This window comes from Pseudomonas xantholysinigenes, from assembly GCF_014268885.2.
GTDB classification, from domain to species: Bacteria; Pseudomonadota; Gammaproteobacteria; order Pseudomonadales; family Pseudomonadaceae; genus Aquipseudomonas; species Aquipseudomonas xantholysinigenes.
Window position 1 is genome coordinate 5455001 of the sequence record NZ_CP077095.1, and the last position, 15918, is coordinate 5470918.

The 15918-nt window shown below is 62.5% G+C and carries 12 protein-coding genes (1 of these 12 running past the window's edge); 7 read left to right on the forward strand and 5 right to left on the reverse strand.

The features are described from left to right. Together HU772_RS24185 and HU772_RS24190 are read right to left on the reverse strand one after the other, a co-directional pair. A protein-coding gene (locus HU772_RS24185; protein WP_186653152.1) for a CaiB/BaiF CoA transferase family protein crosses the window boundary here: on the reverse strand, window positions 1–866 show its 5' portion. Its footprint begins 355 nt before the window's first position; the window shows 866 of its 1221 coding nt (coding positions 1–866); the start codon lies at window positions 864–866; its stop codon lies off the left edge, out of view. A gap of 15 nt (window positions 867–881) precedes the next feature. Further along, entirely contained in the window at window positions 882–2063 is a 1182-nt protein-coding gene (locus HU772_RS24190) for an acyl-CoA dehydrogenase (RefSeq protein ID WP_186653149.1), read from the reverse strand. Between the two features lie 164 nt (window positions 2064–2227). On the opposite strand from HU772_RS24190, the gene HU772_RS24195 reads away from it, so the two are divergent. From HU772_RS24195 to scpC, 5 genes are all read left to right on the forward strand, one after another. After that, a complete protein-coding gene (locus HU772_RS24195; protein WP_186653145.1) occupies window positions 2228–3142 on the forward strand; it encodes a LysR family transcriptional regulator in 915 nt (304 codons plus the stop codon). Between the two features lie 422 nt (window positions 3143–3564). Continuing rightward, complete coding sequence (locus HU772_RS24200) at window positions 3565–4686, forward strand: Re/Si-specific NAD(P)(+) transhydrogenase subunit alpha (RefSeq protein WP_186653142.1); 1122 nt, start codon at window positions 3565–3567, stop codon at window positions 4684–4686. Window positions 4687–4697: 11 nt separating this feature from the next. Then, entirely contained in the window at window positions 4698–5012 is a 315-nt protein-coding gene (locus HU772_RS24205) for an NAD(P) transhydrogenase subunit alpha part 2 (protein ID WP_110995049.1), read from the forward strand. A gap of 2 nt (window positions 5013–5014) precedes the next feature. Further along, the gene (locus HU772_RS24210) at window positions 5015–6451 is read left to right on the forward strand and encodes an NAD(P)(+) transhydrogenase (Re/Si-specific) subunit beta (RefSeq protein WP_186653131.1); all 1437 of its coding nucleotides are present in this window, start codon (window positions 5015–5017) and stop codon (window positions 6449–6451) included. Window positions 6452–6637: 186 nt separating this feature from the next. After that, the gene (gene scpC, locus HU772_RS24215) at window positions 6638–8131 is read left to right on the forward strand and encodes a succinyl-CoA:acetate CoA-transferase ScpC (protein WP_186653128.1); all 1494 of its coding nucleotides are present in this window, start codon (window positions 6638–6640) and stop codon (window positions 8129–8131) included. Window positions 8132–8256: 125 nt separating this feature from the next. On the opposite strand, the gene HU772_RS24220 is transcribed toward scpC, so the two are convergent. Then, window positions 8257–9924: a putative bifunctional diguanylate cyclase/phosphodiesterase gene (locus HU772_RS24220; RefSeq protein ID WP_186653126.1), complete on the reverse strand. Its 1668-nt coding sequence runs from the start codon at window positions 9922–9924 to the stop codon at window positions 8257–8259. 257 nt (window positions 9925–10181) lie between these two features. On the opposite strand from HU772_RS24220, the gene rep reads away from it, so the two are divergent. Further along, window positions 10182–12191, forward strand: a complete 2010-nt coding sequence (gene rep / locus HU772_RS24225; RefSeq protein WP_186653123.1) for a DNA helicase Rep — start codon at window positions 10182–10184, stop codon at window positions 12189–12191. A 63-nt stretch (window positions 12192–12254) separates the two neighbouring features. After that, window positions 12255–12827: a xanthine phosphoribosyltransferase gene (locus HU772_RS24230; protein WP_011536381.1), complete on the forward strand. Its 573-nt coding sequence runs from the start codon at window positions 12255–12257 to the stop codon at window positions 12825–12827. Between the two features lie 154 nt (window positions 12828–12981). Here HU772_RS24230 and HU772_RS24235 read toward each other — a convergent pair whose 3' ends face one another. Together HU772_RS24235 and HU772_RS24240 are read right to left on the reverse strand one after the other, a co-directional pair. Next, on the reverse strand, window positions 12982–14841 hold the full coding sequence (locus HU772_RS24235; RefSeq protein WP_186653121.1) for an acetyl-CoA hydrolase/transferase C-terminal domain-containing protein: 1860 nt from the start codon (window positions 14839–14841) through the stop codon (window positions 12982–12984). Window positions 14842–14867: 26 nt separating this feature from the next. Beyond that, window positions 14868–15779, reverse strand: a complete 912-nt coding sequence (locus HU772_RS24240; protein ID WP_186653119.1) for an RHS repeat-associated core domain-containing protein — start codon at window positions 15777–15779, stop codon at window positions 14868–14870. Window positions 15780–15918: the final 139 nt, after the last annotated feature.

Consider the following 15918-nt stretch of genomic DNA (forward strand, 5'->3'; position numbering starts at 1 on the left):
CGCTGCTTGTTGGTAGCGAACCGCGGATCATCCGCCCACTGCGCCTGCCCCGCCACTTCCGCAAACTTGCGGAACTGCCCGTCATTCCCCACGGTAAGGATGAAATCGCCATCGGCCGTCGGGAAATCCTGGTACGGCACGATGTTCGGATGCGCATTGCCCAATCGGCGTGGCGGCGTACCCGTGGTGAGATAGTTCATCGCCTGGTTGGCCAGGCAGGCCACTTGCACATCCAGCAACGCCATGTCGATATGCTGGCCAACCCCGGCCTGGTCACGATGGGCCAACGCCGCCAGGATCGCCACGGTGGAATACAACCCGGTGAGGATGTCGGTAAGTGCCACCCCCACCTTCATCGGCCCAGCACCCTCTTCGCCCTCCGGGCGCCCGGTCAGGCTCATCAAGCCGCCCAACCCCTGGATCATGAAGTCGTAGCCAGCACGCTTGGCATAGGGTCCGGTCTGGCCAAAGCCGGTGATCGAGCAATAGATAAGCTTCGGATTGACGGCCTTGAGGCTCTCGTAATCCAGCCCATACGCTGCCAGGCCGCCTACCTTGAAGTTTTCGATGACGATATCCGACTTCGCCGCCAACTCGCGCACCAGGCGCTGGCCTTCCGGCTGAGTGAAATCGATGGTCACCGAACGCTTGTTGCGATTGGCCGACAGGTAATAGGCTGCCTCGCTGGTGTTCTCGCCGCGACTGTCCTTAAGGAAAGGCGGCCCCCAGGAGCGAGTATCGTCACCCGCACCCGGGCGTTCGACCTTGATCACATCCGCCCCAAGGTCAGCCAGGATCTGGCCAGACCATGGGCCAGCCAGCACCCGGGAAAGATCCAGCACCCGCAGATGGGAAAGCGCGCCCATGGCCTGGCTCCTCTATTAATAGAACGCCTGAATGCCGGTCTGCGCACGCCCGAGGATCAGCGCATGCACGTCGTGGGTGCCTTCATAGGTGTTGACCACCTCAAGGTTGACCAGGTGGCGAGCCACGCCGAACTCGTCGGAGATACCGTTGCCGCCCAGCATGTCACGCGCCAGGCGAGCGATATCCAGGGCCTTGCCGCAGGAATTGCGCTTCATGATCGAGGTGATCTCGACCGCTGCGGTACCTTCATCCTTCATGCGTCCCAGACGCAGGCAGCCTTGCAGCGCCAGGGTGATCTCGGTCTGCATGTCGGCCAGTTTCTTCTGGATCAGCTGGTTGGCAGCCAGCGGGCGACCGAACTGCTGACGGTCCAGGGTGTACTGGCGCGCGGTATGCCAGCAGGCTTCGGCAGCGCCCAGGGCGCCCCAGGAGATGCCGTAGCGGGCCGAGTTCAGGCAGGTGAACGGGCCTTTCAAGCCGCGCACATCGGGGAAGATGTTCTCTTCCGGCACGAACACGTTATCCATGACGATCTCACCGGTGATCGAAGCGCGCAGGCCGACCTTGCCGTGAATCGCCGGGGCACTGAGGCCTTCCCAGCCCTTTTCCAGCACAAAGCCACGGATATCACCGGCATCATCCTTGGCCCAGACCACGAACACATCGGCGATCGGGCTGTTGGTGATCCACATCTTGGCGCCCGTCAGACGGTAGCCACCATCGACCTTGCGCGCCCGAGTGATCATCGAGCCTGGGTCGGAACCATGGTTGGGCTCGGTCAGGCCGAAACAGCCGATCCATTCGCCACTGGCCAGCTTCGGCAGGTACTTCTGCTTCTGCGCTTCGGTACCGAACTCGTTGATCGGCACCATCACCAGCGACGACTGCACGCTCATCATCGAGCGGTAGCCCGAATCGATACGCTCCACCTCGCGGGCAATCAGGCCATAGCACACATAATTGAGGCCACTGCCGCCGTATTGCTCCGGGATGGTCGCGCCCAGCAGGCCGACTTCGCCCATCTCGCGGAAGATCGCCGGGTCCGTCTGTTCATGGCGGAACGCCTCCAGCACACGCGGTGCCAGCTTGTCCTGGGCGAACTGATAGGCGCTGTCGCGGACCATGCGCTCTTCTTCAGTGAGCTGCTGGTCGAGCAACAGCGGGTCGATCCAGTTGAAGCTTGCTTTACCGGCCATGTGCGGATTCCTCAAACGATGGGAAACGAATTGTTGTGATGCATTGATCCTAGGCCTGATCGGCCAGCGGAACAAACGAGGATTGCGCACGCTTTAGTGATATTTTCTCACTCCAGGAACAGCCAAACGCTGTATTGAACGGCCAACAAGTGAGGTTGACGTACATGCGCCGCAAGATCCCCAGCACCACCGCCCTGGTCTGCTTCGAAGCCGCGGCGCGCCATGAGAGCTTCACCAAGGCCGCCCACGAGTTGGCCCTGACCCAGGGCGCCGTCTGTCGGCAAATCGGCGGCCTGGAAGCCTTCCTCAATGTCGAGTTGTTTCGTCGCTCGCGCCGTGGCGTGAAACTGACCGAGGCCGGGTTGTCGTACAGTCGCCAGGTAGCGGCGCAATTGGATGCGGTCGAGCGCGATACCCTGTCGGTGATGCGCCAACAAGGCGCCAACGTGATCGAGTTGGCGGTGGTGCCCACCTTCGGCACGCAATGGTTGCTGCCACGCCTGAAGGACTTCCAGCAGCGCCATCCGGAGGTCACGGTCAACCTGACCAACCGCACCCGCCCGTTCCTGTTCGCCGACACCGCCTTCGACGCCGCCATCTATTTCGGCGACGCCGACTGGTCGGGCACCCAGGCCCACCGGCTGATGGGCGAGCACCCGATGCCGGTCTGCAGCCCGGCGCTGCTGGCCGGGCTGGATGGCCTCGACGCCCAGCGCATCGCCGAACTGCCGCTGCTGCAGCAGACCACCCGTCCCTACGCCTGGCGGCAGTGGTTCGACAGCCTGGACATGAGCATCGAGCGAGACATGGCCGGCCCACGTTATGAACTGTTCTCGATGCTGGCCCAGGCTGCCATGCACGAGATGGGCATCGCCCTGATCCCGCCATTCCTGATCCAGCGCGAGCTGCAGGAAGGCCGACTGGTGGTCGCTAACAGGCATGCCCTGGCCAGCGACAAGGCCTACCATCTGATGATCCCCGAGCGAAAGGTGGAGTCCGCCTCGCTACGGGCGTTCCGCGATTGGCTGGTGGCGCAGGCGCAGCAGTACACCGCCGAAAACAGCACCGGATCGAAATAAGCTGACTCCGTAGTCAATTATTTTTAACACCTACAGATATATGGATTTGTCGCAAATTCGTAAACTGTTCCGTTTATCCTGAAAAACGCATCAACCCTAGTGACTGCGCGGGTTTGCAGCGTTTCTGGCACAACTCAGCGAGCCGCGAACGAAAACAGCGGAAATATTTTCTATTTTTCTCCTAAGCTCCGAATAGCGCGTGCTTGACGGGCTGGAAACAAATTGTTGCGACATACGGTCACAGGGTGACTTGTAGTTTTGACTTCGTTTCGCTTCAGAACCGGTTGAAGGCCCCAAGGTTCGTCTGCAAAATGCCTCCCCGCCCCGGATTCGGCGGGGTCGTGCTCTACGACCGCCCAGCCGCACCAGCCGAAGTGCGCTGGTTCCTATAAAGACAAAAGGTCACCGCAGGAGACAAAGTCGTGCACATTGGTGTTCCTCTCGAGACGCAGACGGGTGAGACAAGGGTCGCCGCGACCCCGGAAACCATCAAGAAACTGGTTGGCCAGGGTCATCAGGTCACCGTGCAACGGGGAGCAGGGCTCAAGGCCAGCATTCCGGACAGTGCCTATGAGGCCGTGGGCGCCACATTGGGCGAAGCCGCCGACGCCTTTGGCGCGCAACTGGTGCTCAAGGTGGTCGCGCCCAATGACCAGGAACTGGCGCTGATCAACAGCAACAGCCTGCTGGCGGGCATGCTCAACCCGTTCAACAACGAACTGATCGCCAAGATGGCCGAGCGCGGCATCACCGCTTTCGCCCTGGAGGCGGCCCCCCGCACCTCGCGCGCGCAGAGCCTCGATGTGCTGTCGTCGCAGGCCAACATCGCCGGCTACAAGGCCGTGCTGCTGGCGGCCCATCACTACCCGCGCTTCATGCCCATGCTGATGACCGCCGCCGGTACCGTGAAGGCCGCCCGCGTGCTGATCCTCGGTGCCGGCGTGGCCGGCTTGCAGGCCATCGCCACGGCCAAGCGCCTGGGCGCGGTGATCGAGGCCTCCGACGTGCGTCCGGCGGTGAAGGAGCAGATCGAGTCCCTCGGCGCCAAGTTCATCGACGTGCCCTACGAAACCGACGAGGAGCGCGAGTGCGCCGAAGGCGTCGGCGGCTATGCCCGGCCGATGCCCGCCAGCTGGATGCAGCGCCAGGCCCAGGCCGTGCACGAGCGCGCCAGGCAGGCCGATATCGTCATCACCACCGCGCTGATCCCCGGGCGCAAGGCGCCGACCCTGCTCAGCGCCGAAACCGTGGCACAGATGAAACCCGGCTCGGTGGTCATCGACCTGGCCGCGGCCCAGGGCGGTAACTGCCCGCTGACCGTGGCCGACCAGGTAGTGATGGAGAACGGCGTGACCATTGTCGGCCCGACCAATCTGCCAGCCCAGCTCGGCGCCGACGCCTCGGCGTTGTACGCGCGCAACCTGCTGGACTTCATGAAGCTGCTGTTCGACAAGGACGGCAACCTGGTCATCAACCTCGAAGACGACATTGTCGCCGCGTGCCTGATGTGCCGCGACGGCCAGGTCGTGCGCAAGAACGGCTGAGGAGCACGACAATGGAAGACCTGCTGATTTCCCACGGCATCTACAACCTGATCATCTTCGTGCTGGCCATCTACGTGGGCTACCACGTGGTGTGGAACGTTACCCCGGCCCTGCACACCCCGCTGATGGCGGTCACCAACGCCATTTCCGCGATCGTCATCGTCGGCGCCATGCTGGCCGCGGCGCTGACCGTCACCCCGGCCGGCAAGGTCATGGGCACCCTGGCCGTGGCGCTGGCCGCAGTCAACGTGTTCGGTGGCTTCCTGGTCACCCGCCGCATGCTGGAAATGTTCAAGAAGAAAACCAAGAACGAGGCGCAGAAGTAAGCATGAGCATGAATCTGGTAACGCTTCTGTACCTGGTCGCCTCGGTCTGCTTCATCCAGGCGCTCAAGGGCCTTTCGCACCCGACCACCTCACGCCGTGGCAACCTGTTCGGCATGATCGGCATGGGTATCGCGATCCTCACCACGGTCGGCCTCATCTATAAGCTCGGCGCCGAGCTCGCCACGGCCGGCATCGGCTACGTGATCGTCGGCCTGCTGGTCGGCGGCACGGCCGGCTCGATCATGGCCAAGCGCGTCGAAATGACCAAGATGCCCGAACTGGTCGCCTTCATGCACAGCATGATCGGCCTGGCCGCGGTGTTCATCGCCATTGCCGCGGTGCTCGAGCCGCAGTCGCTGGGCATCGTTGCCACCATCAGCGACCCGATCCCCACCGGCAACCGCCTGGAACTGTTCCTTGGCGCGGCCATCGGTGCGATCACCTTCTCGGGTTCGGTGATCGCTTTCGGCAAGCTCTCGGGCAAGTACAAGTTCCGCCTGTTCCAAGGCGCACCGGTACAGTTCGCCGGCCAGCACAAGCTGAACCTGATCCTGGGCCTGGCCACTATCGCCCTGGGACTGCTGTTCACCTTCACCGGCCACTACAGCGCCTTCACCTTGATGTTGGCCCTGGCCTTCATCATGGGCGTGCTGATCATCATCCCGATCGGCGGCGCCGATATGCCGGTGGTGGTGTCGATGCTCAACAGCTACTCGGGCTGGGCGGCAGCGGGTATCGGCTTCTCGCTGAACAACTCGATGCTGATTATCGCCGGCTCCCTGGTGGGCTCCAGCGGTGCGATCCTCTCGTACATCATGTGCAAGGCGATGAACCGTTCGTTCTTCAACGTGATCCTCGGCGGTTTCGGTGGCGACACCGACACCAGCGCGGCGCAGGGTTCGAAGGAGCAACGCCCGGTGAAATCCGGTTCGGCCGACGACGCCACCTTCCTGCTGAGCAACGCCGACAGCGTGATCATCGTCCCTGGCTATGGCCTGGCGGTGGCCCGCGCCCAGCATGCGCTCAAGGAACTGACCGAGAAGCTGACCCACAACGGCGTGACCGTGAAGTACGCGATCCACCCGGTGGCAGGGCGCATGCCCGGGCACATGAACGTGCTGCTGGCCGAGGCCGAGGTGCCGTACGACCAGGTGTTCGAGATGGAAGACATCAACGCCGAGTTCGGCCAGGCCGACGTGGTCCTGGTGCTGGGCGCCAACGACGTGGTCAACCCGGCGGCGAAGAACGATCCAAAGTCGCCAATCGCCGGCATGCCGATCCTCGAGGCGTTCAAGGCCAAGACCATCATCGTCAACAAGCGCTCCATGGCCAGCGGCTATGCAGGCCTGGACAACGAACTGTTCTACCTGGACAAGACCATGATGGTGTTCGGCGACGCGAAGAAGGTCATCGAGGACATGGTCAAGGCGGTGGAGTAGATCCTCGGGCTACGCCCTGCGCACCAACAAACCCCGGGAAGCCATTCCCGGGGTTTGTCGCATTCGCATGATCCAGATCAACGGCTCTACTTCCGGGCCTCGCCTACGACCATGGTCGCGGGACGGCACGGGGGTAAATCTCTAGACTGCGCTTCCAGTAGCTTCAGTAGCCTGAGATAACAATCCATGTACCGTGATCGTATCCGCTTGTCCTCCCTGCACAGCAAGGTAATGAGTGCGGCTGATGCCGCTGGCCTGATCGAGGACGGCATGACCGTCGGCATGAGCGGCTTCACCCGCGCCGGCGAAGCCAAGGCCGTGCCTCACGCACTGGCCGAGCGCGCGAAACAGTCGCCGCTGAAGATCAGCCTGATGACCGGCGCCAGCCTGGGCAACGACCTCGACAAACAACTGACCGAGGCCGGCGTGCTGGCCCGACGCATGCCGTTCCAGGTCGACAGCACCCTGCGCAAGGCCATCAACGACGGCAAGGTGATGTTCATCGACCAGCACCTGTCGGAAACCGTCGAGCAACTGCGCAACAAGCAGCTGACCCTGCCGGACATCGCGGTCATCGAGGCGGTGGCAATCACCGAACAGGGCCACATCGTGCCAACCACCTCCGTCGGCAACTCGGCCAGCTTCGCGATCTTCGCCAAGCAGGTCATCGTCGAGATCAACCTGTCGCACAATGCCAACCTCGAAGGCCTGCACGACATCTACATCCCGACCTACCGCCCAACCCGTACACCGATCCCGCTGGTGAAAGTCGATGACCGCATCGGTAGCACCGCGATCCCGATCGACCCGGCCAAGATCGTCGGCATCGTCATCAGCGACCAGCCGGACTCGCCGTCCACCGTACTGCCACCGGACCACGAGACCCAGGGCATCGCCGACCACCTGATCACCTTCCTCAAGGGCGAAGTGGAGGCCGGGCGCATGAGCAACAACCTCGGCCCGCTGCAGGCCGGTATCGGCAGCATCGCCAACGCGGTGATGTGCGGCCTGATCGAGTCACCGTTCGAAAACCTGACCATGTACTCCGAAGTGCTGCAGGACTCGACCTTCGACCTGATCGACGCCGGCAAGCTGAGCTTCGCCTCGGGCAGCTCGATCACCCTGTCGAGCCGCCGCAACGCGGATGTGTTCGGCAATCTGGAGCGCTACAAAGACAAGCTGGTACTGCGCCCGCAGGAAATCTCCAACCACCCTGAAGTGGTCCGTCGCCTGGGGATCATCGGCATCAACACGGCGCTGGAGTTCGACATCTACGGCAACGTCAACTCGACCCACGTCTGCGGCACCAAGATGATGAACGGCATCGGTGGCTCGGGCGACTTCGCCCGCAACGCGCACCTGGCGATCTTCGTCACCAAGTCGATCGCCAAGGGCGGCGCGATTTCCAGCGTGGTGCCGATGGTCAGCCATGTCGACCACACCGAGCACGACGTGGACATCCTGGTGACCGAGGTGGGCCTGGCCGACCTGCGTGGCCTGGCGCCGCGCGAACGTGCCCGGGTGATCATCGACAACTGCGTGCACCCGGACTACCGCGCGGCGCTCAACGATTACTTCGAGCGCGCCTGCCAGCGTGGCGGGCATACCCCGCATATCCTGCGTGAAGCGCTGAGCTGGCACGAGAACCTGGAAGAGACCGGGCGCATGCTGGTCGGTTGATCATCTTCACGGTTTGAAATTGCTGGGGGCGCTTTGCGCCCCTTTTCGCGGCACAAGGCCGCTCCTACAGAAGACCGCGAACACCTGTAGGAGCGGCCTTGTGCCGCGAAAAGGCTGCATGGGATCTACAAGGTCTGCACCAGACCCGGACTCGGCACCTGCAGCAGGTACTCGATCAACGCCTCCACCGGCAACGGCCGGCTCACCAGGAACCCCTGCACCTGGTCGCAACCGAACGCCCGCAGCAGCGCCAGTTGCTCCTCGCTCTCCACCCCTTCGGCCACCACCTCCAGGTTGAGGTTGTGCGCCAGGTTGATCATCGCGTGCACCAGCTTGGCGTTCTCCTCGCGCTGCTCCATGCCGCCGACGAAGCTGCGGTCGACCTTGAGCAGGGTGATCGGCAGGCTGTTCAGGTGCACGAACGACGAGAAACCGGTCCCGAAATCGTCCAGCGAAAAACGCACCCCCAGGCGCCCCAAGGCGTCCATGGTCTGGCGCACCAGCTCGTTGCGCCGCATCACGGCGGTCTCGGTCAGCTCGAACTCCAGCCAGCGAGCATCGACGCCGTGCTCGACGATCAGCCGGCTCAGGGTGGCCAGCAACTGGCTGTCCTGGAACTGGCGGAAGCTCAGGTTCACCGCCATGTGCAGCGGTGCCAGGCCGCGCTCGCGCAGGGCCTGCATGTCGCTCAGGGCCCGGGAGATCACCCAGTAGCCCAACGGCACGATCAACCCGCTCTGTTCGGCCAGCGGCACGAATTCGCTCGGCGCCAGCAGACCGCGCTCTGGATGGTTCCAGCGCACCAGCGCTTCCAGACCGACGATACGGCCGTCGGCGAGATTGAGCCGCGGTTGATAGTGCAGCTCCAGCTCGTCACGACGCAGGGCGCGGCGCAGCTCGCTCTCCAGGTCGGCGAGGCTGCGGGCGTTGCGGTTGATTCGTTCGTTGAACACGTGAAAGGTGCAGCCTTGGCTGCCCTTGGCCTGGCGCATGGCAATGTGCGCATGCCACATCAACGGGTCGGCGCCGGCCTGGGCGCGGGCATGGGCGATTCCCAGGCTGCAGCCGAGCAGCAAGCTCTCGCCGTCGATCCAGTAGGGTTCGGTCAGCGCCTCGATGATCCGCTCGGCCATCCACTCGGCGCGGTTGGCGTCGCGGCGGGTGTCGATCAGCAAGGCGAACTCGTCGCTGCCCAGGCGCGCCAGCTGGTCGCCGGCTTCCAGCTGCTTCTTCAGGCGGGCGACCACCTGCAGGATCAAGCGGTCGCCGCCCTGGTGGCCAAGGGCGTCGTTGACATGACGGAAGTTGTCGAGGTCGAGATGACCGAGGGCCAGGCCTCGGCCGTCGTTCTCGGCCAGGCGCGCAGTCAGCAGGGCCTGGAAGCCCTGGCGGTTGGCGATGCCGGTCAACGGGTCCTGCTCGGCCAGGCGCTGCAAGGTAGCCACCAGCACGCCGCGTTCGCGGACATGGCGCAGGGAGCGGCGCAAGGTATCGGTGCTCAATTGCGCCAGCACCAGCCAGTCGCTCACCCCCACCGGGGCACTGCCTGGCTCCTGCTCCAGCAGCAGAATGGTCGGCAGCTCGCAACGCCCCGGCGCCGGCTGCAAGGCCGGCGTGGCCAGGACCACCGCCTGGCGGTCATGGGCGAACAGGCTGTCCACCGCCGCCCAGTTCGGCGCGGTCAGCAGCACGACGCTGCCGTCCATCGGCTGCAGGCAATCGCGCAACTGCGCGGCCCATTCCGGCTCATCGGCCAACAGCAGCAAACGCAGGGGTTCGACAGGCGTGGACAAGCGGGCTCCTTAAGGCATGGACGGTGGAACGGCGAGCGCGAGCAATCCTACCCGAATAAGTGAAAATGATTTTCACTTTTAATCATTGCCTGTCCCTGGCCGCCATCCCGACGCAATCTGACGTGCATCCTGCGCGAAAGTAGCAGAAGCGGCAAATCCGATTCGCGCCCTGCATCACACTGTCAGACGGTCGCGCATTAAAGGCCCCATGCCTGCTAGAATGCGCGGCTATTTTCTGGTGACCCCCGGTTTCTAGCATGTCCCGACTCAATCCCCGGCAACAGGAAGCCCGAGACTACGTCGGCGGCCCTCTTTTGGTGCTCGCCGGTGCAGGCTCCGGCAAGACCAGCGTGATCACGCGCAAGATTGCCCACCTTATCCAGAACTGCGGCATCCGCGCCCAGTACATCGTCGCCATGACCTTCACCAACAAGGCCGCGCGCGAGATGAAGGAGCGGGTCGGCACCCTGCTGCGCCCGGGGGAAGGCCGGGGCCTGACCGTGTGTACCTTCCACAACCTGGGCCTGAACATCATCCGCAAGGAGCACGAGCGCCTGGGCTACAAGCCGGGGTTCTCGATCTTCGACGAGTCCGACATCAAGGCGTTGCTGTCGGACATCATGCAGAAGGAATACTCCGGCGACGACGGCATCGACGAGATCAAGAACATGATCGGTGCCTGGAAGAACGACCTGATCCTGCCGCCCGAAGCCCTGGAAAAAGCCCGCAACCCGCGCGAGCAGACCGCCGCCATCGTCTACACCCACTACCAGCGCACGCTCAAGGCGTTCAACGCGGTGGACTTCGACGACCTGATCCTGCAACCGGTCAAGCTGTTCCAGGAGCACCCCGATGTGCTCGAGCGCTGGCAGAACCGCGTGCGCTACCTGCTGGTGGACGAATACCAGGACACCAACGCCAGCCAGTACCTGCTGGTGAAGATGCTGATCGGCATGCGCAACCAGTTCACCGTGGTTGGCGACGACGACCAGTCGATCTATGCCTGGCGTGGCGCGCGCCCGGAAAACCTGATGCTGCTCAAGGAGGACTACCCCTCCCTGAAAGTGGTGATGCTCGAGCAGAACTACCGCTCCACCAGCCGCATCCTGCGCTGCGCCAACGTGCTGATCGCCAACAACCCCCACGAGTTCGAGAAGCAACTGTGGAGCGAGATGGGCGTGGGCGACGAGATCCGCGTGATCCGTTGCAAGAACGAGGAAGCCGAGGCCGAACGCGTGGCCATGGAGATCCTCACCCTGCACCTGCGCACCAACCGGCCGTACAGCGACTTCGCCATCCTCTACCGGGGCAACTACCAGGCCAAGCTGATCGAACTGAAGCTGCAGCACCACCAGGTGCCGTATCGCCTGTCGGGCGGCAACAGCTTCTTCGGCCGCCAGGAGGTCAAAGACCTGATGGCCTACCTGCGCCTGCTGGTGAACCCGGACGACGACAACGCCTACCTGCGGGTGATCAACGTGCCGCGCCGCGAGATTGGCTCGACCACCCTGGAAAAGCTCGGCAACTATTCCACCGAGCGCGGCATCTCGATGTACGCCGCCAGCGAGGAGCTGGGCCTGGGCGAGCACCTGGACGCGCGCTACACCGAGCGCCTGCAGCGCTTCAAGCACTGGCTCGACGGGGTACGCCACAAGGTCGCCCTGGAAGACCCGATCGCCACGCTGCATGAGATGATCCGCGACATCGACTACGAGAACTGGATCCGCCAGCAGACCGCCAGCGACAAGGCCGCGGAGTTCCGTATCAGCAACGTCTGGTTCCTGGTCGAAGCGTTGAAGAACACCCTCGAGAAGGACGAAGAGGGTGACATGACCATCGAGGACGCCATCGGCAAGCTGGTGCTGCGCGACATGCTCGAGCGCCAGCAGGAAGAAGAAGAGAACGCCGAGGGCGTGCAGATGATGACCCTGCACGCCTCCAAAGGCCTGGAGTTCCCCTACGTGTTCATCATGGGCATGGAGGAGGAAATCCTCCCGCACCGCTCGAGCATCGAGGCCGACACCATCGAGGAAGAACGTCGCCTGGCCTACGTGGGCATCACCCGCGCACGCCAGACCCTGGCCTTCACCTTCGCCGCCAAGCGCAAGCAGTACGGCGAAATCATCGACTGCACCCCGAGCCGGTTCCTCGACGAACTGCCGCCGGACGACCTGGCCTGGGAAGGCCTGGACGATGCGCCCGTGGAAGTGAAAGCCGCGCGCGGCAACAACGCCCTGGCCGATATCCGGGCAATGCTCAAACGCTGATCAACCATTACTCTTTAACTTTGCCGCTTATTGCGGCCACCTTTGTTACATCGGAGACACACAGTGGAAGCACTGCAGCAGAAGATTCGCGAAGAAGGCATCGTGCTTTCCGACCAGGTACTCAAAGTCGATGCGTTTCTCAACCACCAGATCGACCCGGCGCTGATGCAGCTGATCGGTGACGAGTTCGCCCGCCTGTTCGCCGATTCTGGCGTGACCAAGATCGTCACCATCGAAGCCTCGGGCATCGCCCCGGCGGTGATGACCGGCCTGAAGCTCGGCGTGCCGGTGATCTTCGCCCGCAAGCACCAGTCGCTGACCCTGACCGAAAACCTGCTGACGGCCTCGGTGTACTCCTTCACCAAGCAGACCGAGAACACCGTGGCCATTTCCCCGCGCCACCTCAACAGCAGCGACCGCGTGCTGGTGATCGACGACTTCCTGGCCAATGGCAAAGCGTCGCAGGCGCTGATCTCGATCATCAAGCAAGCCGGTGCGACCGTGGCCGGCCTGGGTATCGTCATCGAGAAGTCGTTCCAGGGCGGCCGTGCCGAGCTGGACAGCCAAGGCTATCGCGTCGAATCGCTGGCCCGGGTCAAGTCGCTGGAAGGTGGCGTGGTGACCTTCATCGAGTAAAGCCTTGCGCATACCCTGTAGGAGCGGCCTTGTGTCGCGAAAGGGCCGCAATGCGGCCCCGGCGATCTGTGCATGAACGCTGAAATCCTGGGGCCGCTACGCGCCCCTTTCGCGACACAAGGCCGCTCCTACAGGGGGCCGGGAATGCCCGGCATCATCGCGTCGCCTGAAGCGCCGCCAGCAGCAACCGCTGATACAACTCCTCCTTCAAACCCTGCGGGTCATCCAGCCGCATCCGCGCCAACTGTGCCGCATACCCCTCGGGCCCCGGCGCATCCAGTGCCGCCTTGCCCAGCTCCAAGACCTCGCTCAGCTTGAACTTGCTCTTGAGCCAGTTCAGCGCCCGCAACAAATCCCGCTCTTCTGCCGTGAAATCAGCCCCCAGTGGATACTCCGGGAACAACCGTGCATGCCGAGCCCGAACAGTCTCGAGCCGCTCAGGCGTGTTATCCATGAACCGCGCATCCAGCTCGAAGTCCTTGGCCAACTTGCCCGCGCCCTTGGCCTGCTCCATCAGCTCGCGCTGAAAACGTGAATCACTGATCGCCAGCAACCGCGCAATCACCTCGCTGTCGGTCTGCCCGCGCAAGTCGGCGATGCCGTACTCGGTGATCACGATGTCCCGCAGGTGTCGGGGGATGGTGCAGTGGCCGTAGGTCCAGTAAAGATTCGAGGTCACTTCGCCACCGGTCTCGCGCCAGCTGCGCAGCAACAGGATCGAGCGACCACCCTCCAGCGCATGCCCCTGGGCGACGAAATTGTATTGCCCGCCCACACCGCTGAGCACCCGACCATCCTCGAGCTGGTCGGCAACCCCAGCACCTAGCAAGGTCATGCCGAACACCGTGTTGACGAAGCGCGCATCCCGACGCTGACGACGCTTGCGCTCCTCCTGGCCGTAAAGCTCGTTGATGAAGCTGATGGCGCTCATGGCGAACCGTGCGCGTTGTTCCAACGGCATCTCTCGCAGACGCTGGTAGAACGCCCGTGGCCCGAGAAAGAACCCACCATGGATCAGCACGCCCTGCTCGTCGGCAGGGCGACGTATCACCCCGGCCTCGGCCAGCACCAGCAGGCCGTTGACGAACATCTCGCTGCAGCCGTACAGCCCCTGGGCGAAGGTATCCAGCCCCCCTTCCCGCTCGATCAGCGCCCGCCATGGGTCGATATCCAGTTCATCGAGCAGCGCACGATAGCCTTCGTTGTCGCCCTGGCGCGCCAGCAGCGCCGCCGTTATCGCATCACCCATGGCACCGATGCCGATCTGCAAAGTGCCACCGTCGCGTACCAGGGCGCTGGCATGCAGGCCGATGCAATGGTCCTGGGTGCTCACCGGCATGTTCGGCGTGGAGAACAGCCGACGGCGTTCGGGCTGGTCGATCAGCAGATCGAACTGCTCCAGACTTAGCTCAGCGTCCCCGGGCATGTAGGGCAATTGTTCGTGGACCTGGCCGAGCACCAGGATGGTTTCACCCGCGGCACGGCGTCGAGCGATCATCGGCAGCAGGTCGAGGGTGATGTCGGGGTTGCAGGCCAGGCTCAAGTGGTCGGGCCGCTCGGAAGTGGCCGCCACCAATTGCGCGATCAGGTTCAGGCCCTTGGCATTGATGTCGCGGGCCGCGTGGCTGTAGTTGCTGCTGACATAGTCCTGCTGCGCCGCGTCGCTGTGTAGCAGGCTGCCGGGTTGCATGAAGAACTGCTCGACGCGGATGTTGGGCGGGAGCCGGTCGGCACGCAGGTCGGCCAGGTAGGTGAGTTCTTCGTAGTCGGCGAACACACGCTCGATGAAGGGTTCGATAAAGCGCCGTTGCAAGCCATCGCCCAGAGATGGACGGCCCAACGACAGGGCAGTGTAGATGGTCAACCGACGCTCAGGCAGCTCACTCACCCGGGCATACAAGGCATTGACGAAGGCATTGGGCTTGCCCAAGCCCAGGGGAAGGCCCATATGGATATGGGCAGGGAGCCGTGACAGGGTCTGCTCGACAGCCTGATCAATGGAGCAGAGGTACATCTCGGCCTCCTGAGTCGTCCATGGGTTCAGGGGTTGGACAGTGGTCCATTCGGGTTGGTTGCAGGCTCCGACCTCATTCCGGTCGAGTGATCAATTATATACCACGCCTGCCAGGGACCGGTGTAAGTACTCAAGGGATGGCTCAGATCCCTTGAAAACTTGAGACCTGAATATTTTGCAAACTCTACATACTTAGCGTTGAAATGCATGGGCCCCACGATTTCTTTCCGCACGACAAGAAACTCTAATGCAGGCTCAAGGAACACCAGCACACCTGAAGAGTACTGTTTATAATGCACTTCAGGCACAAGAATTTCAGGCTGCCGCATAAACACTCCGTAGACATACCCTCCGTCACTGGAATTTCTAGCGTAGTGCAAGGCCTTTTCAAAGTCTGGCGTAGTATAGAAACCAGGCCCATTAGCTTGCCTTTCCGAAAACGCCAACGACACCCGATTTTTCAATGAGTGCTCATTTGCCTTATCGCTTCCATGTAGAGAAATCAACTTCAGCGGCAACGAATTCTGACCTGCACGAGAAGCATCCATTACATCCGGTGCCTGCCGAAAAAATCTTTCGAAAGCGCTAAAAAAGTTACGCTCCTTGGTGTGACCACTTGGGTCGCGATGGTTTACAGGATCCCCCAGGCAGTATGCATACGCATTCAAGCCACCCCGTGAAAATTGGCTCAGGGAGTCTGGGCTACTGAAGCGCATCAGCGTTGGATTAAATGCTCGATAGCCATTACCCAAAAGATAATGACCGGTTATCGGCTCTAGTCGCTCGCCATTAAAACCAAGGACAATTGTCAGCTCAGGGCGATAGCCGTAAGGTGGGAAGGCGAAGTTCTGGGGTAAACAGCAGGGGCTGATTCTAGTGAGCGCCGAACGCTGCTGAGCCACGGCTAATAATGTACTAACTCTTTTGTCGACCATCATGACGCACCCTCTGCCTCGGTGGGGTGCATTATTATCAGCACCACGCCTGAAACAGAGAACTGGCAAAAATACCAGGCATCGGCCTATCGGACTACATGTGCAAAAAACAAAGCCCACCAAAATAGGCGGGCCTCGTGTA